Source organism: Streptomyces sp. NPDC039462 (assembly GCF_055639375.1).
The window spans coordinates 85,274-109,323 of sequence record NZ_JBVKAO010000002.1 but is presented as its reverse complement, the minus strand read 5'-3'; the positions used below and the strand labels follow the sequence as shown (position 1 = coordinate 109,323).

Here is a 24,050-nt window from a genome sequence, read left to right as displayed (position 1 = left end):
GTGCTCACCTCGACCGGAGCTTCGGACGAACCCGAACCCGAACCCGATCCGGAACCCGAACCCGATCCGGAACCCGAACCGGGACCCGGCCCCGCCCCCTCGGCCGCCACCCCCTCTGCAGCCGGCAGATGCACCGTGTGCACGCGTCGGCCGTCGAGCAGCGCGACGGTCCGGTCCGCGAGGGCGGCGACCTCCGCGTCGTGCGTGGCGAGGACGACGGTGATGCCGTGCGAGCGGGCCGCCGTCGTCAGGGTGCGCAGCGCGTGCGCGCGGTCGGCGCGGTGCAGGGGAGCGGTCGGCTCGTCGGCGAAGAGCACGGACGGCGTGGTGACCAGGGCGCGGGCGATGGCGACACGCTGCCGCTCGGCCTGCAGCAGGGCGTGCGGGCGCTTACGGGCGCACGCGCCGATGTCGAGGCGGTCCAGCCACTCGTGGGCGGTGGACTTGGCGACCCGCCGGGAGGTGCCGCGCAGCATCATCGGCAGGGCGACGTTCTCCCAGGCGGTGAGTTCGGGGACGAGGCGCGGCGCGGGGTCGATCCAGCCGAAGCGGTCGCGGCGCAGCCGTTCCCGCACGAGGGGGCGCATCGTGTGGACGGGGGTGCTGTTGAACCACACTTCGCCCTGCTGGGGAAGCAGCTGCCCGGACAGACACCGCAGAAGTGTCGTTTTGCCGCAGCCGCGCGGGCCGTTGACGGCGAGGATCTCGCCCTCGCGGACACCGAGCGAGACGCCGGTGAGGGCGGGGGAGCCGTTGTGTGTGACGTGCAGTGCGCGTGCCCACAGCACGTCGTTGTCCGGCGGGGCCACCATGGCGTACACCTCGGTTCAGATCAGTTTGCCTCCCCCGTACGGGGGAACGAAGGCGGGGCCGATCGGTCACTGGGCACGCTAGGGATTCCGGTGGACTTGCCCGGAAAGGACGCGGCCCGGGGGCGCCCGTTCTCACTCGAACGGGTGCCCCCGGGGCCGGTGTTGATCACTCGATCATACGACGGGCCTGATGGCCGGTCAGAGCTTCGTCCACGCCTCCGTGAGGACCTGGCGCAGGATGCCCTCGATCTCGTCGAAGGTCTCCTGCGTGGAGATCAGCGGCGGGGCGAGCTGGACGACCGGGTCGCCGCGGTCGTCGGCACGGCAGTACAGGCCGTTGTCGTACAGCGCCTTGGAGAGGAAGCCGTACAGGACGCGCTCGGTCTCCTCGTCGTTGAACGTCTCCTTGGTGGCCTTGTCCTTCACCAGCTCGATGCCGTAGAAGAAGCCGTTGCCGCGGACGTCGCCGACGATCGGCAGGTCGAGCAGCTTGCTCAGGGTCTGGTGGAACGCGTCCTCGTTGTCGAGGACGTGCTGGTTCAGACCCTCCTTCTCGAAGATGTCGAGGTTGGCGATGCCGACCGCGGCCGACACGGGGTGGCCGCCGAAGGTGTAGCCGTGCAGGAAGGTGTTGTCGCCCTTGTAGAACGGCTCGGCGAGCTTGTCGGAGATGATGCAGGCGCCGATCGGGGAGTAGCCCGAGGTCATGCCCTTGGCGCAGGTGATCATGTCCGGTACGTAACCGAACTTGTCGCAGGCGAACATCGTGCCGAGGCGGCCGAAGGCGCAGATGACCTCGTCGGAGACGAGCAGCACGTCGTACTTGTCGCAGATCTCGCGCACGCGCTGGAAGTAGCCGGGCGGGGGCGGGAAGCAGCCGCCCGCGTTCTGCACCGGCTCCAGGAAGACGGCGGCGACCGTCTCCGGGCCCTCGAAGAGGATCTCCTGCTCGATCTGGTCGGCGGCCCAGCGGCCGAAGGCCTCGGGGTCGTCGCCGTGGATCGGGGCGCGGTAGATGTTGGTGTTCGGCACCTTGTGCGCGCCCGGGACGAGCGGCTCGAAGGGGGCCTTCAGGGCCGGCAGGCCGGTGATGGACAGGGCGCCCTGCGGGGTGCCGTGGTAGGCGACCGCGCGCGAGATGACCTTGTACTTCGTGTGGTTGCCGGTGAGCTTGTGGTACTGCTTCGCCAGCTTCCACGCGGTCTCGACGGCCTCGCCGCCACCGGTGGTGAAGAAGACCTTGTTGAGGTCGCCCGGCGCGTAGTTCGCGAGGCGCTCGGCGAGCTCGACGGCCTTCGGGTGGGCGTAGCTCCACACGGGGAAGAAGGCCAGCTCCTGGGCCTGCTTGTAGGCGGTCTCGGCGAGCTCGTGACGGCCGTGGCCCGCGTTGACGACGAAGAGGCCGGAGAGGCCGTCCAGGTACTTCTTGCCCTTGTCGTCGTAGATGTAGGTGCCCTCGCCACGCACGATGGTGGGAACGGGCGCGTTCTCGTACGACGACATGCGGGTGAAGTGCATCCACAGGTGGTCGTAGGCGGTCTGGCTGAGGTCCTTGCTCACGGCTATCGGGTTCCCCACATATAGGTCTGCTTCTTGAGCTTGAGGTAGACGAAGCTCTCGGTGGAGCGCACGCCGGGGAGGGCGCGGATGCGCTTGTTGATGACTTCGAGCAGGTGGTCGTCGTCTTCGCAGACGATCTCCACGAGGAGGTCGTGCGAGCCCGCGGTCATCACCACGTACTCCGCCTCCGGCATGGCGGCCACGGCGTCCGCGACCGGGTCCACATCGCCCTCGACATTGATGCCGACCATCGCCTGCCTGCGGAATCCCACGGTGAGCGGGTCCGTGACGGCGACGATCTGCATCACGCCCTGGTCGAGCAGCTTCTGGACGCGCTGGCGCACGGCCGCCTCGGAGAGGCCCACGGCCTTGCCGATGGCGGCGTACGGACGGCGTCCGTCCTCCTGGAGCTGTTCGATGATCGCCAGAGAGACGGCGTCCACGGGCGGGGTGCCGTTCCCACTGCCGCTCCCGCCCGGATTCCCGGTGCGTGAGCCGCGAGGGCTGCTGGGGTCTGCGCTGCGACTTGCCACGACCTCACTGTGCACGACGTCTCGTCACTTCCGCAAGGCCAGATCGATGAAATTCGTTGTCTGCGACTCCGATCCTCACGGATTCCGCAGTTCTGGGCCGCTGGGTATGTTGAAAGCGTCGGTACAGCGACTAGGGTGGGTGTCTCATCCACTGGACATCTGACTTGGAGGGCCGCGGAAGTGACCACCGAGCTGCGCCGTCTGCGCAACTACATCAACGGAGAATTCCGGGACGCGGCCGACGGACGGACCACCGAGGTCATCAATCCGGCGACCGGCGAGGCGTACGCCACCGCGCCGCTCTCGGGCCAGGCCGACGTCGACGCCGCCATGAAGGCCGCCGCCGACGCGTTCCCCGCCTGGCGGGACCTGACGCCCGCCGAGCGGCAGAAGGCCCTGCTCAAGATCGCCGACGCGTTCGAGGAGCGGGCCGAGGAACTCATCGCGGCCGAGGTCGAGAACACGGGCAAGCCGATCGGACTCACCCGGTCCGAGGAGATCCCGCCCATGGTCGACCAGATCCGCTTCTTCGCGGGCGCGGCCCGGATGCTGGAGGGGCGCGCCGCGGGCGAGTACATGGAGGGTCTGACCTCCATCATCCGCCGCGAGCCGATCGGTGTCTGCGCGCAGGTCGCGCCGTGGAACTACCCCATGATGATGGGCGTGTGGAAGTTCGCCCCGGCGCTCGCGGCCGGCAACACGGTCGTCCTGAAGCCGTCCGACACCACCCCGGCGTCGACCGTCCTGATGGCCGAGATCATCGGCTCCATCGTGCCGCCCGGCGTCTTCAACGTCGTGACGGGCGACCGCGACACCGGCCGTCTGATGGTCGAGCACAAGACGCCGGCGATGGCCTCCATCACCGGCTCCGTGCGCGCCGGCATGCAGGTCGCCGAGTCCGCGTCCAAGGACCTCAAGCGGGTCCACCTGGAGCTCGGCGGCAAGGCGCCCGTCGTGGTCTTCGAGGACACCGACATCGCCAAGGCCGTCGAGGACATCTCGATGGCGGGCTTCTTCAACGCGGGCCAGGACTGCACGGCAGCCACGCGCGTGCTCGTCCACGAGTCCATCCACGACGAGTTCGTGACGGCGCTCGCCAAGGCCGCCGCCGACACGAAGACCGGCCAGCCGGACGACGAGGACGTGCTCTACGGCCCGCTGAACAACGCCAACCAGCTGAAGCAGGTCTCCGGCTTCATCGAGCGGCTGCCCGCGCACGCGCGCGTGGAGGCCGGTGGCCAGCGGGTCGGCGAGCAGGGCTACTTCTTCGCGCCGACCGTCGTCTCCGGCCTCAAGCAGGACGACGAGATCATCCAGAACGAGGTCTTCGGCCCGGTCATCACCGTCCAGTCCTTCACGGACGAGGCGCAGGCCGTCGAGTACGCGAACGGCGTCGAGTACGCGCTCGCCTCCTCCGTCTGGACGAAGGACCACGCGCGCGCGATGCGCATGTCCAAGGTCCTCGACTTCGGCTGCGTCTGGATCAACACGCACATTCCGCTCGTCGCGGAGATGCCGCACGGCGGCTTCAAGAAGTCGGGCTACGGCAAGGACCTCTCGGCGTACGGTTTCGACGACTACACGCGCATCAAGCACGTGATGACCTCGATCGAGGGCTAGTACCTCTTTGGCCTGGGCTAATTGAGATGCCGGGCCCCACCGCCCCCGCGTACCGTTGTGTACGCGGGGGCGGCTCCGCGGTGTGCTTCCTTCTTTCTTCTTATGCAAAAAGATTCGTAGCGCACCCACTCCCCGCCCCCGCTTTTCTCTGCACCACGGGGGTGGGACCTGATGACGACGACCACGACCGACGACCTCGCCGGGCTGCTGCTGCGCCGCCGGCAGAGCGTGTACGTCCCCGAGGGCGCCGGACGCTCCGCGGTGACCGACGCCGCGGTCGTCGTCCTCGAAGCCGAACTCGCCGACCGCGGGCACCTGCTGACCGCCCCGCTGCGCCGCGCCCTGACCGCGCTCTCCGTGGACGACCTCGCCGCGACCGGGCGCGCGCTGCTCGCCGACGTCGACGCGCTGATGGGCTCCGACCGGCGCCACGCGCCGCTGTTCGCGCGGTTCCCCGCCGAGACCGCCTACCAGCCCGCGTACGACCGCTACACCACCGTCGTCGCCCGGTACCTCGCGGCCCAGCCGCACCAGCCCTGCATGAACTGCGCGGGCACCAAGGCACGCGTGCGCGCGCTCGACCCCTGCGCCCACCTGCTGTGCGACTCCTGCCTCGGCGACAAGAGGGACATCTGGTACTGCTGCGACCAGTGCTGCGAGTGGTACACCTGCCCGATCTGCGAGAAGCGCTACGAGACCGAGGGACCCACCGACCCCTGGCTCGACACCGGCGCCGGTCTCGGCGGTGACGGCGGCCCCGTCCTGCGTGCCCTGCGCCTCGGCGCCCCCGGCGATGCCGCCGCCGAGCTCACCGCGCTGCTCGCCCGCCGCACACCCCTGGACCCGCAGGACCATGACGACCTCGTCCTGCTCCTGGGCCGCCTGGACCCGGCCGCCGCCGCGAACTGGCTCCCGGCCGCCATCCCGCTGCGCGAGAGCAAGGCCCTCGCCCTCGCGCCGCTGCTCGACATCCCCGACGCGCGTCCCCTCGTCGCGCGGTACGCCGACACGGCCACCGACGTGCTGCGCCTGCTCGTCGTACGCTCCGGGGGCGACCCCGACCTGCTCGAACTCCCGCGCCTGCGCGGCCTGCCGCGGCCCGTGCGCCGGGAACTCCTCGCCCTGCTCGACGGGTTCGACTTCCGGCGCCTCGCCGAGGACATGGCCCGCCACCCGCGCGCGTGGCAGCGGGTCGGCGAAATACTGCACCCCTTCGAGCAGGCCCACCGGCACGCGCGCGTGGCGCTCGCCTTCGCCGCCCTGCGCGGGACCCGTGTGCGCGACGGCGCGCTCGGCGAGGTGCTGCTCGCCGAGGCCGCCCGGCACGACGCCGTGCGCCTCACCGGCGACCGGCTGCGCGTCGTCACCTGGCAGGGGCGCGTCGAAGAGGCCCTCGCCCACTGGGACGTCGAAGCGGCGGTGCGTCTCCTGCGCGAGCGCCCCGGTGAGCTCCTGCGCCGGCTCGACCTGCTGCTCGCCCGCTCGGGCTCCACGACCCTCCCCGACACGGTGGGCGACGCGCTCGCCGACGCCCTGCCGCGCTCCGGCCCCGGACCGCTGCTCGGCGCGTACGGCCGCATGAAGATCCGTGCCGTGCCGGGACACCGCCGCGTCTTCTTCCCGCGCGGACGCGTCACCAAGGCGTACGCCGTCGAGGACCACCGGCCGCCGCTGCCCTCGCGCGTCGCGGGCCGCGCCGGCGAGCTCATCGCGGCGGAGGCCGTCCGGCGCCTCGCCGCGCGCGAGGGGGAGCGGTACGACGTGGCCGTCCTGGACGCCGCGCTCGCCGACCTGCCCGTGCCGTTCGCCGAGCGCGCGTCCGCCGCCTCGCTCGTCGCCGTGCCGCGCGGCAGCTCCCTGCCCATGCCCGCGGACAGCGAGACCGTGCGGCTCTTCCTGCACTGGACCCAGCCCAAGGGCACGCGCGTCGACCTCGACCTGTCCGTCGCGCTCTACGACGACCAGTGGCGCTTCGTCGGCCTCTGCGACTACACGCAGCTGGAGCACGCGGGCGGCGCCGCCCGGCACTCCGGCGACCTGACCTCCGCGCCCGCACCGCACGGCGCCACCGAGTACCTGGACCTCGACCTGCCGCGGCTCGCGAGTACCGGGGTGCGGTTCGTCGTGCCCGCGGTCCTCTCGTACAACGACGTGCCCTTCGACGAACTGCCCGACGCCTTCGCGGGGTTCATGGCGGTGGAGGGCGAGGAGCGGGCCGTCTACGACCCGCGGACCGTGCGGCAGCGCTTCGACCTTGGGGGCGACGCGAAGCTGCGCGTGCCGATGATCGTCGATCTGCGGACGCGGCGCGCCTGGTGGGCGGATGTCACCCTCGCCACCACGGGCGCCGGGCACGACGTGTGGCGCTACCGCAAGCAGATCGGCCGCATGGGCAACGACCTGCTCGACACCTTCCAGCCCCGCGGCCGGGCCACCCTGTGGGACCTCGCCTGCTGGACGGCGGCGGCCCGCACCGACGGCGACGTGTACGTGCGGGGCCGCGGCCACGTCCTGTGGGGCTACCGCCGCGCCGCGGACGAGCCGCGCGCCGACTTCGCGCTGCGCGTACGGGACGGCTGGGAGCCGGACTCCCTGTGCGCCGAGCCGGAGTTGACGGGCCGCGCCGCCCTGCTCGCGCTGCTGCACGGCGACCTGCCCGGCGCGGCGGACGCCGCCTCCGGCACCGCGTACCGCCTGTACCCGGGGCCGGTCGACGCCGCGCCCCTGGAGCGGGTCACCGCGGGCGACCTGGCGGCCTGGCTGGACCCCGCGTGACGTGCCCCGGCTGATCGACAAGGTGTCGGCTCCACGCCGCGGGGCTCGACGCTGCGTCCATTGCCGCGCCCGCGCGCGAAGGCGCATGCTGCCGGGGTGCGAGCGAACCCCAGAGCCTCCTCAGCCCGTCCGGCGTCCCGTCCGATGCACCGCCGTTCCCTGTTGCGCGCCCTGGGCGGCGGTGCGGCCGCAGGCGTGCTCGCGGGGTGCGGGGTGCCCGCCGCGTACATCGAGCCGGGGGAGCGGGCCGCGCGCGACCGCTCCCGCCAGGACAAGAAGCTGGCCTTCGCCAACTGGCCGCTTTACATAGACACCGACGACAAGGACAAGACGAAGCGCCCCTCGCTGGACGCCTTCGAGAAGCGGACGGGGATAGACGTCCGCTACACGGAGGAGATCAACGACAACGACGAGTTCTTCGGCAAGATCAGCCCGTCCCTGATGAACCACCAGGAGACCGGCCGCGACCTCATCGTCATCAGCGACTGGATGTGCGCACGCTTCGTACGGCTCGGCTGGGTGCAGGAGATGGACCGGGCCGCGCAGCCCAACGTCACGAAGTACCTGGACCCTCTCCTCCGTTCCCCGCACTTCGACCCGGGCCGGAAGTACACCGTCCCCTGGCAGTCGGGCATCACCGGCATCGCGTACAACAAGCGGAAGGTCGGCCGGGAGATCAAACAGGTCTCCGACCTGTGGGCGGACGACCTCAAGGGCCGGGTCACCCTCCTCTCCGGCCTCGACGAGGCGTTCGCACTGCTGCTCCAGGGCGACGGCGTCGACATCAGGAAGTGGACGGCCGACGACTTCCACCGGATGTGCGACAAGGTCGAGAAGATGGTGGACAGCCACCACATCCGCCGCTTCACCGGCAACGACTACATCAAGGACCTCTCCAGCGGCGACGTCCTGGCCTGCCAGGCCTACAGCGGCGACGTCATCCAGCTCCAGGCGGACGACCCGGACATCGAGTTCGTCGTCCCCGAGGAGGGCGCGGAGCTGTGGGCCGAGTCCCTGATGATCCCCAACCTGGCCCGCCACAAGCGGAACGCCGAGCGGCTCATCGACCACTACTACGAGCCCGAGGTCGCCGCGGAGCTCGCCGCCTGGGTCAACTACGTCTGCCCCGTCCCCGCGGCCCGCGACGTCCTCGCCTCGTCCAAGGACAAGGAACTCGCCGCCCTGGCCGAGGACCCGCTGATCTTCCCGGACGACGCGATGCGAGAGCGGCTCGTCATCGCGCGCGACATCACGTCGAAGGAGCGCACGGAGTTCGCGAAGCGGTGGAACGCGCTGGCGGGGTTGTGAGCGCCGGGACCGGCGAGCGGCGCCTCGTGCTGCACGAGGTCGCTGTACCACCAGGCGCCGTTGGTGGCGCGCACCTGAAGCGCGGGCCGGGGTCCGCCAGCCGCATCGCCTTGATGATGCCCTCCGGCCCCTGTTCGTTCGTCGCCCGGCGCGCGGGCTCAGCGGAGTGCGGCCGCGACGATGCGCTGGGCCACCGGGTGAATGTCCTTGCCCTTCGCGTCGGTGGCGTTGACCGAGTAGACGAGGGTACGTGAGCCGTTCTCCGTGGAGGCGATGATGTTCGTGTAGCCGTAACGAGAGCCGGTCTTGAACCACAGCACCTTGTCGCCGACCTCCGTGCGTTGCAGACCTGCTGCGAAAGTGGGTTCGGGGGCGACAGGCCGTGACGTCAGGGGCGTCGGCCGGGGTTACCCCTAGGGGGATCGGTCGTGGTCACCGTCGGTCCGCTCCTGTGCTGCCATGACCGCGTCCCCGTGCTCGTACGCCCATGCCCCGAAGGCCTCGATGGGTCCGAGCAATGTCCTGCCCAGTGGGGTCAGTTCGTAGTCGACGCGAGGTGGTGATTCGGCGTACGACTCCCGGGTCACGAGGCCGTTGTACTCAAGGCGGCGCAGTGTCTCCGTGAGGATCTTGGGGCTGATGCCGCCGATGCGCTCGCGCAACTCGCGCGGGCGGCGCGGGCCGTGCCGCAGGGACCACAGCACCACGGCGTTCCAGGTGTTGGCGAGCAGGTCGAACGCGAGGCGGGCGCGGCAGTCGGCGAGGAGGTCGTGTTCGGTGGTCACTTACCGAATGGTGCCCGAGCGGCTTCCTACTGTCGTCCTTGATTCCGGCGACCGAGCCGGACGACGAGGGGAAGCGGCATGCGGATCGGCATCATCGGCACGGGTGGCATGGCGGACGCGCTCGGCTCGCGGTGGGTGCGGGCGGGCCACGAGGTCATGGTCGGCGGGCGCGACGAGAGCGCGGCGGCCGCGCTCGCCGCCCGGATCGGTGCCGTGCGGCACGGCGCGATACGGACGGCGGCGGAGTTCGGCGAGGCGGTGCTGCTCGCGCTGCCGTACGCGGCCGGGGTCCCGGTGGCGGCAGGGCTGGCAGCCGCCCTTCGGGGGCGGGTGCTGATCGACTGTTCCAATCCGGTGGGTCCCGGCTTCGGCCTTCTCACGGAGGCGGACGGCGGTCCCTCGGCGGCCCGCCGCCTCGCCGACGCGGCGCCGGGCGCGCACGTGGTCAAGGCGTTCAACCTCTGCCACGTGGACGTGTGGCGGATGGACCCGCCCGTGTTCGACGGGCGCCCGCTGGCGGTTCCGGTCTGCGGTGACGACGAGGGCGCGCAGGCGGTCGTACACGCGTTGGTGCGGGACCTCGGCTGCCGACCGCTCGCCGCCGGCGGCCTCGAGCGGGCGGGGCTGCTGGAGGCGACGGCGGTACTGGTGATCGGCCTCTGGGTGGGGGAGGGGGCGGACGCGCAGGCGATGCTGCCGCCCCTCCGGTCCGTCTGAGCCGAACCGGAGCCGGAGCAGGGCCTGGGCGGTGTGGCTCAGGCGGGGCCGCGCAGGGCGCGCAGGACGTCGATGCGGTTGGTGGTGATCGCGTCGACGCCCGTGTCGAGCAGGCGGCGCATCGAGCGGCGCGTGTCCGGGGTCCAGGCCGAGACGAGCAGGCCCTGGCGGTGCACCTGGAACACCAGGTCGCGGTCGACCAGCGGGAAGCGGTAGTTGAGCCAGCGCGGCTTGACCGCGTCCAGCAGGACCGGGCGGGGCGGGGCCAGGGTCGTCCAGGTCAGGGCGATCTCCGCGGCGGGATCGGCCTCGCGCACGGCCAGCATCGTCTGCCCGCCCGCGCAGTAGTACACGCGCTCGGCCGCCCCGTGGTCCGCGACGACTCCGACGACCGCGCGCACGTCGTCGTACGTCGCACCCGGCAGGTCGATCATGAGCCGGTGCCCCTCCGTCGCCGCGAGGGCGGCTTCGAGCGTCGGCACGCCGCCTTCGGTGAGGCCGTGGACCTCGGCGGCGGAGAGGGCGGCGAGCGGGCGCTCGTACCCCCAGAGCCGCTTGAGCGTGTCGTCGTGCAGCAGCACGGGCACGCCGTCGCGGCTCAGGCGGACGTCGATCTCCACCGCGTCCGCGCCCCGTTCGATCGCGGAGCGCAGGGACGGGATCGTGTTCTCGCGGACGCGGTAGGGATCGCCTCGGTGGGCCACTGCAGTCACGGTGCGCATGGGCCCATTGTGGTCACGGGATCACGGCGCGAGCCACGTCTCCGTGTACGTGTCGATCTCGGCGGCGATCCTCGCCTTGCCCGCCGGGTCCAGGAAGGACGCCTCGACGGCGTTCTTCGCGAGGGCCGCGATGCCGCGCTCGTCGAGGTCGAGGAGGCGCGCGGCGACGGCGTACTCGGCATTCAGGTCGGTGCCGAACATGGGCGGGTCGTCGGAGTTGACCGTGACGATCACGCCGGCGTCCACGAACTGCTTGATCGGGTGCTCGTCGAGGGTGCGGACCGCGCGGGTCGCGATGTTCGAGGTCGGGCAGACCTCCAGCGGGATGCGGTGCTCGGCGAGGTGGGCGAGCAGTTTCGGGTCCTGCGCGGCGGTGGTGCCGTGGCCGATGCGCTCGGCCCGCAGGTGGGTGAGGGCGTCCCAGACGGTCTCGGGGCCCGTGGTCTCCCCGGCGTGCGGCACCGAGTGCAGGCCCGCCTCGATCGCCCGGTCGAAGTACGGCTTGAACTGCGGGCGCGGCACGCCGATCTCGGGCCCGCCGAGCCCGAAGGAGACCAGGCCCTCGGGGCGCAGCTTGTCGGTGACGGCCAGCCGGAGCGTCTCCTCGGCCGAGGCGAGCCCGGCCTCGCCGGGAACGTCGAAGCACCAGCGCAGCACGGTGCCGAACTCTCTCTCGGCGGCCTTGCGGGCGTCCTCGATGGCGTCCATGAAGGCGCGGTCGTCGATGCCGCGGCGGACGGAGGAGTACGGGGTGATGGTCAGCTCGGCGTACCGCACGTTCTGCCGCGCCATGTCGCGGGCCACCTCGTAGGTGAGGAGGCGCACGTCGTCCGCGGTGCGGATCAGGTCCACGACGGACAGATAGACCTGGATGAAGTGCGCGAAGTCCGTGAACGTGAAGTAGTCGGCGAGCGCCTCGGGGTCGGTCGGCACCGCGGAGTCGGGGTGCCGGGCGGCCAGCTCGGAGACGATGCGGGGGGAGGCCGAGCCGACGTGGTGCACGTGCAGTTCCGCCTTGGGCAGTCCGGCGATGAACGCGTGCGGGAACGCCTGCGGGTCGCCGGCTGTCGTTGGGGCTGCGGTCTGCTGCTCGGTCACGGTTTCCTCCCCAGGAACGGGTTTGATCGGCTGATCGGTGGGTCGGGGCTCATCGTAGGCGGCGGTCGGTGGGGGTGGTCGGGGCCGGTGGTCGGCCTGGGCAAAGCGAGGGCCGTAGCATGACGGAACGTACGAAAGAGGTGACCCGTCATGTCCGCGAAGTCCGAGGACGACGCCGTGCCCGGCGCGGGTGGCGCGGAGGCGCCGGGGGAGCGTGATCTGTGGGCGCCGCCTCCGGAGGACGCGGTGCCGCCGGAGCGGCCGGGGCCGCCGTCGCCGGTGCACGGTCAGTGGGCGGACGCCTCGGTGCCGGGAGCGGGTCCGCCGCCGTTTCCGCCTCCGCGGGCCGGAGGCCCTGGTCCCTTCGCGGCGCCCGGGGAGCCGGTGCCGCCGCCTCCGATCTCGCCGGACGGGCCGGGGCAGCAGCAGGGCTATCCGGGGTACGTGGGGCACCCGGGTCAGCCCGGGCACCCTGGCCATCCCGGCTACCCGGGTCAGCCTGGCCATCCCGGCTACCCGGGTTACCCGGGCTATCCCGGCTACCCGGGCCGGCCGGGTGGTCAGGGTGGGCCTGGATACCCCGGATACGGCTGGCCCGCCATGCCGATGGCGCCCGCGAACGGCATGGGTGTGGCGGCGCTCGTCCTCGGGATCACCGCGGCTGCCGGCTTCTGCCTGTGGCCGCTGGCGATCGTCCTCGGCATCCTCGCGGTGATCTTCGGCGCGCTGGGGCGCGGGAAGGCGCGGCGCGGCGAGGCGACGAACGGGGGCCAGGCCCTCGCGGGCATCATCTGCGGGGCGGTGGGCAGCGCCTTGGGTGTGGCGCTGCTGGTGATCCTGCTCGTGGTGTAGGCCGGGTCGCTCGGGCTGGGGCGTGTGGCTCGTGCGGGTCGGTGGGGGTTGTTCGCGCAGTTCCCCGCGCCCCTGGGTAGGACTGCTGTTCCTCACCCGGGTGTGTGACCTCGGCTTGGTGGCCTCTGGGTCGTTCGTATCGTGCGGGTCGGTGGGGGTTGCTCGCGCAGTTCCCCGCGCCCCTGGGGAGCCGTGCATGCCCTCCCCCCCCGTCACTCACCCCCCCACGTCATCCCCCATACGTCGCCTCCGACTCGTCGAGTACGGCGGCGAAGTCTGCGGCGAGGCGGGCCGCGTCCGGTGCCTCCAGTGCTGACGTGGTGATGCGCACGGCGGTGGGCGCGGCGATGCGGAAGCGTGCCCCCGCTGCCACCCACCACCCCCGCGAGCGCAGCCCGTTGACGACCGCGGACTCGTCTCGCACCGGCACCCATACGTTCAGCCCACTTGCGCCCCGCGCCGCGATGCCGTGCCCCGCGAGCTCGCGGATCAGGGCTTCGCGCCGCTCCGTGTAGGCGCGCTCCGCCTGGCCCACCACCTCGCGCGCCGCGGGGTCGGTCATCGTCCGCTCGACCGTCTCCTGGAGTATGTGACTGACCCAGCCCGAGGTGAGCAGCATGCGCCCCTCATGCCTGGCCAGCGTGGTGGCGTCGCACGCGAGGGCCGCCCACCGCAGGTCGACGCTCAGGTGCTTGGAGACGGTGCGCACCTGCGCCCAGCGCGGGAGTCCGCCGGTCGCCAGGGAGTGCGGGGCCGCCCCCGCCACCTCGGCGTTGTGGTCGTCCTCGACGACGAGCACGTCCGGGTAGCCGTCTAGGACGGCGAGCAGCGCCTCGCGCCGCGCCGCCGTGAAGCGGCCGCCCATCGGGTTCTGCCCCCGCGGGCTGCACACCAGGGCCCGGGCGCCCGCCCGCAGTGCTCCGCGCAGCGCTTCCGGCCTGATGCCCTCGTCGTCGACGGCCACGGGCGTCATGCGGAGCCCCAACGCCGGTACGAGGTCGAGGAGATGGTGGAATCCGGGATCCTCCACGGCCACCGTGTCGCCCGGCTTCAGCTCCACCGAGAGGAGCCGGGCCATGCAGTCCAGCGCTCCGTGCGCGAAGGTCACCCGGCCGTCGGGCACCCCGTCCCGCGCGAACCACTCCCGGGCCACTTCCTCCAGGCCCGCGAGGCGCGGCGCCGCGCGGTGCGAACCGCTGACCGGCTCCACCCGCGCAGGTGGCATCAGCACCGGCAGCAGGGACGAATCCGGATGCCCGCCCGCCAGGTCGCGCACCCCTCGCGGCGCCCTGGGCGGCCTGCGGGTCCCGACCGCCGGGGCCTGTGCCACGACGGTGCCGCCCCGGCCGCGTGTCACCACGATGCCGCGCTGCCGCAGTTCCTTGTAGGCCGTCGCCACCGTGCCGGCGCTGACCCCCAGCTCATCCGCGAGCCTGCGCACCGGAGGCAGCGCGGCGCCCGGCGCCAACCCGCCGTCGGCCACGGCCTGTTCGACCGACGCGGTAATGCCCTTGGCGGTCGAGCCACTGATCACATATTGTGCTGCCACATAGAGAATTATGTACCGGTACAAAGTGCCGAGTCAAGCCGCAGTGAGCCAAGCCAAGGTCGAGCCAAGGGGGATGAGTGAGCCTCAGCCGTCGACGGTCCGCGCTGTACGCACGCATACCAGGGGGTGCCGACGGCCGTCGCATGCTCTGGATCGCCCTGATCAACAAGGCGGGCACCGGCCTCTGGATGGGTGCGGCCGCTCTCTACTTCACTCTGGTCACCGGTCTCTCCGTCGCCGAGGTCGGCCTGCTCTTAGGTGTCTCGGGCGCCGTCGGCATCGCGGGCGCGCCGCTCGCGGGCCACCTCGCCGACCGCTTCCCGGTCACCCGCATCATCATCGGTGCCCAACTCCAGCAAGCCGTCGCGCTGTTGGCGCTGCTCACGACGGACAACTTCGCGCTGCTCCTGCTCTATTCGGCCGTCAACAGCCTCGCCGACCGCGGTGCCAACGTGCTCACCAAGCTGTACGCCGCCCGCATCGCGGGCCCGGAGCGCACCACGTACCAAGCCGTGCAGCGCACCGTCTCCAACGCGGGCTGGGCCCTCGGCGGTCTCGCCGGGGCGCTCGCTCTCGCCGTCGGCACCACGCACGCGTATCAGGCGCTCCTCATCGGCAACGTGATCAGCTTTCTCGTCGCCGCCGCCCTCACGCTGCGCTGCGCCGAACCGCCTTCGCCGTCCCGTCTGGTCGCCGACTCCTCGGCGACCGCGCCGGCCGTCCCGCCGTCCAATCCCTGGCGCGACCGCTCCTATCTGCTCTTCACGGTGACCGAGGCGGCCCTCTTCCTCGACGACGCGGTGCTCCAGGTCGGCATCCCCCTGTGGATCGTCCACGCCACCGACGCCCCGCACGGTCTCGCGCCGCTCCTCATGGTGCTCAACTGCGTACTGGTCGTCTGCTGCCAGGTCCCTCTGTCCCGGTTCGGCAGCACCCCGGAGCGGGCCCGCGCGCTGCTCGTCCCGCTGGCGGCCTGCTTCGTCGTCGGGTGTGCCGCCCTGACCGCCTCCACGCTCGGCGGCACGTGGCTCGCCGTCGCCGCCCTCACCCTCGCGGCGGTCGCCCTCACCTTCGCGGAGATCCTGCACGCCATCGCCTCGTGGGAGCTCTCGATCGCGCTCGCCCCCGACGACGCCCAGGGCGCCTACCTCGGGGTGCACGGCCTTTCGTCGTCGGCCCAGCGCAGCGGCGGACCGCTCCTGGTCACCGCCGTGATCGCGGCGGGCCCGCTCGCCTGGCCGGTCCTCGGCGCGGGGGTCATCGTGACGGTGGCGGCGCAGAGCCGTCTCGTACGGAAGCGGCTGATCCGGCAGAGCCCCGCGACGGACCGAGCCGCAACGGATCAAGCCTCGGCGGGCGATCCGGTGGCCGGCGATCCAGTGGCCGGCGATCCCGTGGCGGGCGAAACTCCGGCGCCCCGGACCACCTGAGACGCCCCGCCGCTCAGAGCCGGGACCGCGCCTCCATCAGCGCGAAACCCAGCAGGTTGGGTCCCCGCCACTTCGTGGGGTCCTCCGCGCGCGGGTCGTCGGCCGCCAGGCCGATGCCCCAGACGCGGTCCAGGGGGCTCGCCTCGACCAGGACACGCCGGCCTGTCCCGACGAGGAACTCCCGGAGCGCGGGGTCCGAGGCGAACTTGTGCGTGCTGCCCGCGACCACGATGCCGAACCGCTCGCGCGCCCATATCGCCTCGTCGAAGCCCCGCACGAGCCGCCCCGCCTTCTTCGCCTCGGCGGGTGTGCGGGCCGCGAGGGCCGCCCGCTCCGCCTCCGCGTCGTCGAAGAGGCGGGCCTTGGCCGCCATCATCCAGTGCTCCGCCGTCGCGTACTCCACGCCGTCCACGGTGAAGGGCGAGGGCCACCACTGGCTGAGGCAGCTCGGGCCCAGCGAGCCGTCCCGGCGCGGGGTGTGGCCCCAGAAGTGCAGGTACTTCACCTTCTCGCCGGCGCGCACCGCGTCGGCCAGCGCTTCCGCCGAACGGACCGAGTCGATCTTCGTCATGCACGCGAGTCTGACACGCACCACTGACACTCCGTCCTTGGTTTTCCGGGCCGACTCGACACCTGGTCGACAGATTCCGTCGCGTAACCAAAAGGCAACAACGGAATCACTTGTTGGACTATCACTGCTCTGTCAGGATCGGCACTCAAATCGATCTGGAGCTACGCCGACCCCCGCGGGACGGGGAGGGCGGCGGAGGAGAGCGTCATGCACAACTTCCAGGCGCGGGACCACTTCGCGGACGGTGCGCAGTACATCGCCGGGCGGCTGACCAAGGGCACGTCGGGCCGGACCCACGCGGTCGTGGACCCCGCCACCGCCGACGAGGTCTACACGTACGAGCTCGCCGGAAGTGACGACGTGGACGCCGCCGTCGCCGCCGCCGCCGAGGCGTTCCCCGGCTGGGCGGGTGCCACCCCGGGCGAGCGCTCGGATGCCATGCACCGCTTCGCGGGCGTCCTGGCCGACCGCGCCGAGGAATTCGCGCAGGCCGAGTCGTTGCAGTGCGGCAAGCCGATCAAGCTGAGCCGGGAGTTCGACGTCCCGGGGACCGTCGACAACACCTCCTTCTTCGCGGGCGCGGCCCGGCACCTCCAGGGCCAGTCGGCGGGTGAGTACACCGGCGACCACACCTCGTACGTACGCCGTGAGCCGATCGGCGTCGTCGGGTCCATCGCGCCCTGGAACTACCCGCTCCAGATGGCCGCCTGGAAGGTGCTCCCGGCGATCGCGGCGGGCAACACCATCGTCCTCAAGCCCGCCGAGCTCACCCCCTTCACCTCGCTCCTCTTCGCGCAGGCGGCGACCGAGGCCGGCATCCCCGACGGTGTCGTCAACATCGTCACGGGCGCGGGGAAGGACGCCGGTGAACACCTCGTCGGGCACCCCGACGTCGCCATGACCTCCTTCACCGGGTCCACCGGCGTCGGCAAGCGCGTCGCCGAGATCGCCACCGCCACCGTCAAGCGGCTGCACCTGGAGCTCGGCGGCAAGGCACCCTTCGTGGTCTTCGACGACGCCGATCTCGACGCCGCCGTGCACGGCGCGGTCGCCGGCGCGCTCATCAACTCCGGGCAGGACTGCACGGCCGCCACGCGCGCGTACGTGCAGAGGCCGCTCTACGAAGCCTTCGTGCAGGGCGTCGCCGACCTCATGGAGAGCGTGCGGCTCGGCGATCCGTTCGACCCGAGCACCGACATGGGGCCGCTCATCTCGCACGTGCACCGCGACCGCGTCGCCGGGTTCGTCGACCGTGCCCGGTCCTACGCGCGCGTGGTCACCGGCGGGGAGGCGCTCCAGCACCCCGGAGCGTTCTACAAGCCCACGCTCATCGCCGACGCCGCACAGGACAGCGAGATCGTGCAGTCGGAGATCTTCGGGCCCGTGCTCGTCGTGCTCCCCTTCGACAGCGACGACGAGGGCATCCGGCTCGCCAACGACACCCCGTACGGCCTCGCCGCCTCCGCCTGGAGCCGCGACGTGTACCGCGCGGGCCGCGCGACCCGCGAGATCAAGGCCGGCTGCGTGTGGGTCAACGACCACATCCCGATCCTCAGCGAGATGCCGCACGGCGGATACAAGGCATCCGGCTACGGAAAGGACATGTCCGCGTACTCGTTCGAGGAATACACGCAAATCAAGCACGTCATGTTCGACAACACAGCGGTGGCCCGCAAGGACTGGCACCGCACGATCTTCGGGGACCGGTAGTCACGTAGCCACGTCGTCACAGGCCGCACGACCGGCGGCCGCCTTCCTCCCGAAAGGGCAATCACGCGCATGGAGCAGTACGAGCCAAACCCCTTCACCCCGGCCCAGCTGGCCGCCATGCAGCGCAGCCTCAGGAACGGCAGGGCCTCCCTGACCCGCCGTGGCGTGCTGCGCGCCGCCACGGGCGGCGCGCTCGCCGTCGGCGGACTCGGGGCGCTGAGCGCCTGCGGGATCCCCGCGGCGGGCAAGGGCCAGGGTGACGTCTCGTCCGAGGACCACTCGGCACAGGAGAAGAGGATCGCCTTCTCCAACTGGACCGAGTACATGGACGTCGACGAGAAGGACAAGAACCGGCGGCCCACCCTCAGTGCGTTCACGAAACGCACCGGGATCGAGGTCAAGTACACCGAGGACATCAACGACAACGTCGAGTTCTTCGGGAAGCTCAAACCTCAGCTCGCGGCGGGCCAGGAGACCGGGCGCGACCTCATCTGCGTCACCGACTGGCTGGCCGCCAGGCTCATCCGCTTCGGGTGGGTCCAGAAACTGGACCCGGCCAACCTGCCTCATGCGTACGCCAATCTGTCCGCCCAGTTCCGCAACCCCGACTGGGACCCGGGACGCGCCTACTCGTACCCCTGGACCGGCATCTCCACGGTCATCGCGTACAACAAGAAGGCGACCGGCGGGAAGAAGATCACCTCGGTGTCGCAGCTGCTCGACGACCCCAAGCTGAAGGGGCGCGTCGGATTCCTCTCCGAGATGCGCGACACCGTCGGCATGACACTCCTCGACCTGGGCAAGGACCCCGGGGACTTCACCGACGACGACTTCGACGCGGCCATCGCCCGCCTCCAGAAGGCCGTCGACAAGAAGCAGATCCGCCGCTTCACCGGCAACGACTACACCTCAGACCTCGCCAAGGGCGACATGGCCGCGTGCCTCGGCTGGGCCGGCGACATCGTGCAGCTGCAGGCCGACAACCCGGACGTGGACTTCCACATCCCCGACCAGGGCTACATCACGTCCACGGACAATCTCCTCGTCCCGAACAAGGCACGGCACAAGAAGAACGCCGAGCGGCTCATCGACTACTACTACGAGCCCGAGCCCGCGGCCCGCCTCGCGGCGTACATCAACTACGTCTGTCCGGTCGACGGCGTGCGGGACGCGCTCGCGAAGATCGACAAGGACGCGGCGTCGAATCCGCTGATCATCCCCGACAAGGAGATGAAGGAGAAGTCGCGGGCCTTCCGGTCGCTGACGCCGAAGGAAGAGACCGCGTACGAACAGAAGTTCGCGAAGCTCACGGGGGCGTAGGCGGCTGCGCCGCGGCGTGGATTCGTCCGCGGCTCCGTCGTGGTTGCTCGCGCAGTTCCCCGCGCCCCTTGAAGGGGCGCCCTCCCCTGTTCCCCCCCCTCGACTTCCCCTGGACCCACCATGACAACTGCTAAAGAACACGGCGGCGACGTTCGTCTGACCGGGATCAGCAAGACCTACGGCTCCTTCACCGCCGTGCACCCGCTCGACCTCACCGTCCCGCAGGGCTCCTTCTTCGCCCTGCTAGGCGCGTCCGGCTGCGGCAAGACCACCACGCTCCGCATGATCGCGGGCCTGGAGGAGCCGAGCTCCGGCACGGTCCGCCTCGGCGACCAGGACGTCACGGCCCTGCCGCCGTACAAGCGGCCCGTGAACACCGTCTTCCAGTCGTACGCCCTCTTCCCGCACCTCGACATCTTCGAGAACGTCGCCTTCGGCCTGCGCCGACGCGGCATCAAGTCGGTGAAGAACCAGGTCGGCGAGATGCTCGACCTGGTGCAGCTCGGCGAGCAGGCCCGCAAGAAGCCGCACCAGCTCTCCGGCGGCCAGCAGCAGCGCGTCGCCGTCGCCCGCGCGCTCATCAACCACCCCAAGGTGCTCCTCCTCGACGAGCCCCTCGGCGCCCTCGACCTCAAGCTGCGCCGCCAGATGCAGCTGGAGCTCAAGCGCATCCAGACCGAGGTCGGCATCACCTTCGTGCACGTCACGCACGACCAGGAGGAGGCCATGACCATGGCCGACACCGTCGCCGTGATGAACGGCGGCCGCGTCGAGCAGCTCGGCGCCCCCGCCGACCTCTACGAGAACCCGCGGACCACGTTCGTCGCCAACTTCCTCGGCACCTCGAACTTCATCGTGGCGGACGTCGACGCCAGGAGCGGCGACGACCTCGTCGTCAAGGCGGGCGACTGCAAACTGACGCTGCCCGCCGCCCGATGTACCGGCCCCACCGCCACCGGCGGCAAGATCCTGGTCGGCGTACGGCCCGAGAAGATCTCCCTCACGCACGCCGACGACGCGGGGCAGATCCCGGACGGACGCAACCGCATCACCGGACGCATCGCCGACAGCAGCTTCATCGGCGTATCGACGCAGTACGTCGTCCAGAGCCCGGTCTGCCCGTCCTTCGAGGTGTACGCGCAGAACATCGAGCGCGACAGCCGCCTCACCCCGGGCGCCGAGGTCGTCCTGCACTGGAACCCCGCGCACACCTTCGGCCTCGACGCCGCCCAGGACGCCGAAGCGGGCGTCGAGAAGGTCGAGGAGGACGCCTCCGCATGACGACCGTGACCGACGCACCACCGCCGAAGGCGCCCGCTCCGGAGGAGCCACCCGCACGCGCACCGCGCAAGCGCGGGCGCCTCGTCCCCTACTGGCTGCTGCTCCCCGGCATCCTCTGGCTCGTCGTCTTCTTCGCGCTGCCGCTCGTCTACCAGGCGTCGACCTCCGTGCAGACCGGGTCCCTCGAAGAGGGCTTCAAGGTCACCTGGCACTTCGCCACCTACTGGGACGCGCTCACCGACTACTGGCCGCAGTTCCTGCGCTCGGTGCTCTACGCCGGCGCCGCCACGATCCTGTGCCTGCTGCTCGGCTACCCGCTCGCCTACCTCATCGCGTTCCGCGCGGGCCGCTGGCGCAACATCATCCTCGTCCTGGTCATCGCGCCGTTCTTCACCAGCTTCCTCATCCGTACGCTGGCGTGGAAGACGATCCTCGCGGACGGCGGGCCCGTCGTCGGCGCCCTCAACTCCCTGCACGTCCTCGACGTCACCAGCTGGCTCGGCGTCACCGACGGCGACCGGGTCCTTGCCACGCCGCTCGCCGTGATCTGCGGACTCACGTACAACTTCCTGCCGTTCATGATCCTGCCGCTCTACACCTCGCTGGAGCGCATCGACGGCCGGCTGCACGAGGCCGCGGGCGACCTCTACGCCAAGCCGTCCACCACCTTCCGCAAGGTGACGTTCCCGCTCTCCATGCCGGGCGTCGTCTCCGGGACGCTGCTCACCTTCATCCCTGCGGCGGGCGACTACGTGAACGCGGACCTCCTCGGCTCCACCGACACCCGCATGGTCGGAAACGTCATCCAGACGCAGTTCCTGCGCATTCTGGACTATCCGACGGCCGCTGCTCTCTCCTTCATTCTCATGGCCGCCATCCTGTTCATGGTGACCTTCTACATCCGCAAGTCGGGGACGGAGGATCTCGTCTGATGGCCGCCTTCTTCCGCTGGCTCCGGCGCAATGTCGTCGTCATCGCGGGCCTGCTCACGCTCGCGTACCTGCTCCTTCCGAACATCGTCGTGACGGTGTTCTCCTTCAACAAGCCGAAGGGGCGCTTCAATTACTCCTGGCAGGAATTCTCGCTCGACGCGTGGCGTGACCCTTGCGGTGTCGCCGACATGTGCGGGTCGCTCTCGCTGAGCCTGCAGATCGCCACCTGGGCGACGATCGGCGCGACCGTGCTCGGCACGATGATCGCCTTCGCGCTCGTGCGCTACCGGTTCCGCGCGCGCGGCGCCATCAACTCGCTGATCTTCCTGCCGATGGCGATGCCCGAGGTCGTCATGGCCGCCTCGCTGCTCACGCTCTTCCTCAACATGGGCGCGCAGCTCGGCTTCTGGACCGTCCTCATCGCCCACATCATGTTCTGCCTCAGCTTCGTGGTGACCGCCGTCAAGGCGCGCGTCATGTCGATGGACCCGCGTCTGGAACAGGCCGCGCAGGACCTTTACGCCGGGCCCGTGCAGACGTTCCTGAGGGTCACGCTGCCCATCGCGGCACCGGGCATCGCGGCGGGCGCGCTGCTCGCCTTCGCGCTCTCCTTCGACGACTTCATCATCACGAATTTCAACGCGGGATCGACTGTGACGTTCCCCATGTTCGTCTGGGGATCCGCACAGCGCGGCACGCCCGTTCAGATCAATGTGATCGGTACGGCGATGTTCCTCGTCGCCGTGCTCCTCGTGCTCGCCGGAATGCTGGTCGGCAAGCGCCGCAACAAGCAGTCCCGGTGATCCCCGGGATTTCTGAGCAGTTCCCGCAATTTCTGAAGGAGTGGAAATCATGGCCCCTGGCGCCATGACCCGTTTCACCAAGTCCCTCTCCGACGCCCGGCCGGTGTCCTTCTGGCTGGACGACCCCGGCAGGCCCGCCCCGGAGCCCGCCCTCACCGGCGACGACCGCTGCGACCTCCTCGTCGTCGGCGGCGGCTACAGCGGCCTGTGGACCGCGCTCATCGCCAAGGAGCGCGACCCGCGCCGCGACGTCGTCCTCGTAGAGGGCCGCGAGGCGGGCTGGGCCGCCTCCGGCCGCAACGGCGGCTTCTGCGCCGCCTCCCTCACGCACGGCATCGGCAACGGCCTGTCCCGCTGGCCCGGCGAGATCGCGAAGCTGGAGGAGCTCGGCGCCCGCAACCTCGACGAGATCGAGGCGGCCGTCAAGCGCTACTCCATCGACTGCGACTTCGAGCGCACCGGCGAGATCGACGTCGCCACGGAGCCGCACCAGCTGGCCGAACTCCGCGAGATGTACGACGAGATGGCCGAGCACGGCCTCGCCGGCGGCGCCGAACTGCTCGACGCGGACGCGCTGCGCGAACAGGTCGACTCGCCCACGTTCCTCGGCGGCCTCTGGGACCGCGACGGGGTCGCCATGCTGCACCCGGCGAAGCTGGCGTGGGGCCTCAAGCGGGTCTGCCTGGAGAAGGGCGTCCGGATCTACGAGCACACGCCCGCCCTCGACCTGGCCTCCGCCGGCGCCGGCATGGCGATCCGCACGCCGTACGGCAGGGTCTTCGCCCGCCAGGTCGTGCTCGCCACGAACATCTTCCCCTCCCTGGTCAAGCGCCTGCGCCCGTACACCGTCCCGGTCTACGACTACGCGCTGATGACCGAGCCGCTGACCGACGACCAGCTGGCGTCGATCGGCTGGCGCAACCGCCAGGGCCTCGGCGACAGCGCCAACCAGTTCCACTACTTCCGGCTCTCCGCCGACAACCGCATCCTGTGGGGCGGCTACGACGCGATCTACCCGTTCGGCGGGAAGGTGCGGGCCGAGTACGACGACCGCCCCGCGACGTACGCGAAGCTCGCCGGCCACTTCTTCACCTGCTTCCCGCAGCTGGAGGGGGTGCGGTTCACGCACGCGTGGGGCGGCGCGATCGACACGTGCTCGCGCTTCTCGGCGTTCTTCGGCACGGCCCACAAGGGCCGCGTCGCGTACGCGGCGGGCTACACGGGTCTGGGTGTCGGGGCCACCCGGTTCGGCGCCGACGTCATGCTGGACCTGCTCGCCGGAGAGCGGACGGAGCGTACGGAACTGGAGATGGTCCGCACGAAGCCGCTGCCGTTCCCGCCAGAGCCGTTCGCGTGGACCGGTGTCGCGCTGACCAAGTGGTCGCTCGCCAGGTCCGACGCCAACGGCGGCAAGCGGAACCTCTGGCTCAAGACGATGGACAAACTGGGCCTGGGCTTCGACAGCTGAGCCTTCGCCGACCGGCTGAGCCTTCGCCGACTGGCTGAGCCTCCGCCGACCGGCTGAGCGGGGCGTGATCAACCGGCGCACGCCCCGCTGTCCACTTGTGCCCCCTTCACCACCGACCGGTCCCGGGAACCCGCGTAATGCCCGGCCCCCGGACCCCTCTCACCTGTGACGCACACCGTTGTCCGCACAGGAGAGGAAGGTCCG

20 protein-coding genes and 1 pseudogene are annotated in these 24,050 nt (G+C 70.9%); 12 read left to right on the top strand and 9 right to left on the bottom strand.

The window, feature by feature from the left end; genetic code table 11:
- Positions 1 to 74 precede the first annotated feature (74 nt).
- The 3 genes and pseudogenes from ACZ7LU_RS11225 to ACZ7LU_RS11215 form a co-directional block, all read right to left on the bottom strand.
- Positions 75 to 812, bottom strand: a pseudogene (locus tag ACZ7LU_RS11225) (ABC transporter ATP-binding protein); the annotation flags it as partial.
- Positions 813 to 1,010: 198 nt separating this feature from the next.
- On the bottom strand, positions 1,011 to 2,390 hold the full coding sequence (locus tag ACZ7LU_RS11220; RefSeq protein ID WP_398308635.1) for an aspartate aminotransferase family protein: 1,380 nt from the start codon (positions 2,388 to 2,390) through the stop codon (positions 1,011 to 1,013).
- Positions 2,375 to 2,920 carry an Lrp/AsnC family transcriptional regulator gene (locus ACZ7LU_RS11215; protein WP_468089325.1) on the bottom strand — a complete coding sequence of 182 codons (546 nt, stop codon included), beginning with the start codon at positions 2,918 to 2,920 and terminating at the stop codon, positions 2,375 to 2,377. Before ACZ7LU_RS11215 ends, ACZ7LU_RS11220 begins: the two co-directional genes overlap by 16 nt.
- Before the next feature lie 165 nt (positions 2,921 to 3,085).
- On the opposite strand from ACZ7LU_RS11215, the gene ACZ7LU_RS11210 reads away from it, so the two are divergent.
- The 3 genes from ACZ7LU_RS11210 to ACZ7LU_RS11200 all read left to right on the top strand — a co-directional run bounded on the left by ACZ7LU_RS11210 (position 3,086) and on the right by ACZ7LU_RS11200 (position 8,608).
- A complete protein-coding gene (locus tag ACZ7LU_RS11210; protein WP_471916582.1) occupies positions 3,086 to 4,525 on the top strand; it encodes a gamma-aminobutyraldehyde dehydrogenase in 1,440 nt (479 codons plus the stop codon).
- Between the two features lie 171 nt (positions 4,526 to 4,696).
- Positions 4,697 to 7,300, top strand: a complete 2,604-nt coding sequence (locus ACZ7LU_RS11205) for an MXAN_6230/SCO0854 family RING domain-containing protein (RefSeq protein WP_471916581.1) — start codon at positions 4,697 to 4,699, stop codon at positions 7,298 to 7,300.
- 144 nt (positions 7,301 to 7,444) lie between these two features.
- Positions 7,445 to 8,608 (top strand): polyamine ABC transporter substrate-binding protein, encoded by a 1,164-nt coding sequence (locus ACZ7LU_RS11200; RefSeq protein WP_471916580.1) that lies wholly within the window; start codon positions 7,445 to 7,447, stop codon positions 8,606 to 8,608.
- A 158-nt stretch (positions 8,609 to 8,766) separates the two neighbouring features.
- Here the strand turns inward: ACZ7LU_RS11200 and ACZ7LU_RS11195 are convergent, their stop codons facing one another.
- On the bottom strand, positions 8,767 to 8,928 hold the full coding sequence (locus tag ACZ7LU_RS11195) for a hypothetical protein (RefSeq protein ID WP_468718077.1): 162 nt from the start codon (positions 8,926 to 8,928) through the stop codon (positions 8,767 to 8,769).
- A gap of 93 nt (positions 8,929 to 9,021) precedes the next feature.
- Positions 9,022 to 9,393, bottom strand: coding sequence for a winged helix-turn-helix transcriptional regulator (locus ACZ7LU_RS11190; protein WP_471916579.1), 372 nt, complete (start codon positions 9,391 to 9,393; stop codon positions 9,022 to 9,024).
- A 78-nt stretch (positions 9,394 to 9,471) separates the two neighbouring features.
- Here ACZ7LU_RS11190 and ACZ7LU_RS11185 point away from each other — a divergent pair, with 78 nt between their 5' ends.
- Positions 9,472 to 10,110, top strand: coding sequence for an NADPH-dependent F420 reductase (locus tag ACZ7LU_RS11185; protein ID WP_471916578.1), 639 nt, complete (start codon positions 9,472 to 9,474; stop codon positions 10,108 to 10,110).
- A 38-nt stretch (positions 10,111 to 10,148) separates the two neighbouring features.
- Here ACZ7LU_RS11185 and ACZ7LU_RS11180 read toward each other — a convergent pair whose 3' ends face one another.
- Both ACZ7LU_RS11180 and ACZ7LU_RS11175 read right to left on the bottom strand, forming a co-directional pair.
- The gene (locus ACZ7LU_RS11180) at positions 10,149 to 10,832 is read right to left on the bottom strand and encodes a glycerophosphodiester phosphodiesterase (protein ID WP_471916577.1); all 684 of its coding nucleotides are present in this window, start codon (positions 10,830 to 10,832) and stop codon (positions 10,149 to 10,151) included.
- Positions 10,833 to 10,853: 21 nt separating this feature from the next.
- On the bottom strand, positions 10,854 to 11,930 hold the full coding sequence (locus ACZ7LU_RS11175) for an adenosine deaminase (RefSeq protein WP_471916576.1): 1,077 nt from the start codon (positions 11,928 to 11,930) through the stop codon (positions 10,854 to 10,856).
- Positions 11,931 to 12,080: 150 nt separating this feature from the next.
- On the opposite strand from ACZ7LU_RS11175, the gene ACZ7LU_RS11170 reads away from it, so the two are divergent.
- Complete coding sequence (locus ACZ7LU_RS11170) at positions 12,081 to 12,782, top strand: DUF4190 domain-containing protein (protein WP_471916575.1); 702 nt, start codon at positions 12,081 to 12,083, stop codon at positions 12,780 to 12,782.
- 229 nt (positions 12,783 to 13,011) lie between these two features.
- Here ACZ7LU_RS11170 and ACZ7LU_RS11165 read toward each other — a convergent pair whose 3' ends face one another.
- On the bottom strand, positions 13,012 to 14,331 hold the full coding sequence (locus tag ACZ7LU_RS11165; RefSeq protein WP_471916574.1) for an aminotransferase class I/II-fold pyridoxal phosphate-dependent enzyme: 1,320 nt from the start codon (positions 14,329 to 14,331) through the stop codon (positions 13,012 to 13,014).
- Positions 14,332 to 14,474: 143 nt separating this feature from the next.
- Here ACZ7LU_RS11165 and ACZ7LU_RS11160 point away from each other — a divergent pair, with 143 nt between their 5' ends.
- Positions 14,475 to 15,761 (top strand): MFS transporter, encoded by a 1,287-nt coding sequence (locus tag ACZ7LU_RS11160; RefSeq protein WP_471916573.1) that lies wholly within the window; start codon positions 14,475 to 14,477, stop codon positions 15,759 to 15,761.
- 13 nt (positions 15,762 to 15,774) lie between these two features.
- On the opposite strand, the gene ACZ7LU_RS11155 is transcribed toward ACZ7LU_RS11160, so the two are convergent.
- Positions 15,775 to 16,332, bottom strand: a complete 558-nt coding sequence (locus tag ACZ7LU_RS11155) for an NADAR family protein (protein ID WP_471916572.1) — start codon at positions 16,330 to 16,332, stop codon at positions 15,775 to 15,777.
- A gap of 207 nt (positions 16,333 to 16,539) precedes the next feature.
- Between ACZ7LU_RS11155 and ACZ7LU_RS11150 the strand changes: the two genes are divergently transcribed.
- The 6 genes from ACZ7LU_RS11150 to ACZ7LU_RS11125 all read left to right on the top strand — a co-directional run bounded on the left by ACZ7LU_RS11150 (position 16,540) and on the right by ACZ7LU_RS11125 (position 23,846).
- The gene (locus ACZ7LU_RS11150; RefSeq protein WP_471916571.1) at positions 16,540 to 18,042 is read left to right on the top strand and encodes a gamma-aminobutyraldehyde dehydrogenase; all 1,503 of its coding nucleotides are present in this window, start codon (positions 16,540 to 16,542) and stop codon (positions 18,040 to 18,042) included.
- A 69-nt stretch (positions 18,043 to 18,111) separates the two neighbouring features.
- Entirely contained in the window at positions 18,112 to 19,362 is a 1,251-nt protein-coding gene (locus ACZ7LU_RS11145) for a polyamine ABC transporter substrate-binding protein (RefSeq protein WP_471916570.1), read from the top strand.
- A 120-nt stretch (positions 19,363 to 19,482) separates the two neighbouring features.
- Positions 19,483 to 20,643 carry an ABC transporter ATP-binding protein gene (locus ACZ7LU_RS11140; RefSeq protein WP_471916569.1) on the top strand — a complete coding sequence of 387 codons (1,161 nt, stop codon included), beginning with the start codon at positions 19,483 to 19,485 and terminating at the stop codon, positions 20,641 to 20,643.
- Entirely contained in the window at positions 20,640 to 21,575 is a 936-nt protein-coding gene (locus tag ACZ7LU_RS11135) for an ABC transporter permease (RefSeq protein ID WP_468562236.1), read from the top strand. Before ACZ7LU_RS11140 ends, ACZ7LU_RS11135 begins: the two co-directional genes overlap by 4 nt.
- On the top strand, positions 21,575 to 22,378 hold the full coding sequence (locus tag ACZ7LU_RS11130; RefSeq protein ID WP_468089295.1) for an ABC transporter permease: 804 nt from the start codon (positions 21,575 to 21,577) through the stop codon (positions 22,376 to 22,378). Before ACZ7LU_RS11135 ends, ACZ7LU_RS11130 begins: the two co-directional genes overlap by 1 nt.
- Positions 22,379 to 22,427: 49 nt before the next feature.
- On the top strand, positions 22,428 to 23,846 hold the full coding sequence (locus ACZ7LU_RS11125) for an NAD(P)/FAD-dependent oxidoreductase (RefSeq protein WP_471916568.1): 1,419 nt from the start codon (positions 22,428 to 22,430) through the stop codon (positions 23,844 to 23,846).
- Positions 23,847 to 24,050: the final 204 nt, after the last annotated feature.

Coding starts and splice junctions, on each gene's coding strand:
- ACZ7LU_RS11200 (WP_471916580.1), top strand. CDS start 7,445: ATGCACCGCCGTTCCCTGTTGCGCGCCCTGGGCGGCGGTGCGGCCGCA.
- ACZ7LU_RS11155 (WP_471916572.1), bottom strand. CDS start 16,332: ATGACGAAGATCGACTCGGTCCGTTCGGCGGAAGCGCTGGCCGACGCG.
- ACZ7LU_RS11150 (WP_471916571.1), top strand. CDS start 16,540: ATGCACAACTTCCAGGCGCGGGACCACTTCGCGGACGGTGCGCAGTAC.
- ACZ7LU_RS11135 (WP_468562236.1), top strand. CDS start 20,640: ATGACGACCGTGACCGACGCACCACCGCCGAAGGCGCCCGCTCCGGAG.
- ACZ7LU_RS11170 (WP_471916575.1), top strand. CDS start 12,081: ATGTCCGCGAAGTCCGAGGACGACGCCGTGCCCGGCGCGGGTGGCGCG.
- ACZ7LU_RS11205 (WP_471916581.1), top strand. CDS start 4,697: ATGACGACGACCACGACCGACGACCTCGCCGGGCTGCTGCTGCGCCGC.
- ACZ7LU_RS11125 (WP_471916568.1), top strand. CDS start 22,428: ATGGCCCCTGGCGCCATGACCCGTTTCACCAAGTCCCTCTCCGACGCC.
- ACZ7LU_RS11185 (WP_471916578.1), top strand. CDS start 9,472: ATGCGGATCGGCATCATCGGCACGGGTGGCATGGCGGACGCGCTCGGC.
- ACZ7LU_RS11140 (WP_471916569.1), top strand. CDS start 19,483: ATGACAACTGCTAAAGAACACGGCGGCGACGTTCGTCTGACCGGGATC.
- ACZ7LU_RS11160 (WP_471916573.1), top strand. CDS start 14,475: ATGCTCTGGATCGCCCTGATCAACAAGGCGGGCACCGGCCTCTGGATG.
- ACZ7LU_RS11145 (WP_471916570.1), top strand. CDS start 18,112: ATGGAGCAGTACGAGCCAAACCCCTTCACCCCGGCCCAGCTGGCCGCC.
- ACZ7LU_RS11130 (WP_468089295.1), top strand. CDS start 21,575: ATGGCCGCCTTCTTCCGCTGGCTCCGGCGCAATGTCGTCGTCATCGCG.
- ACZ7LU_RS11180 (WP_471916577.1), bottom strand. CDS start 10,832: ATGCGCACCGTGACTGCAGTGGCCCACCGAGGCGATCCCTACCGCGTC.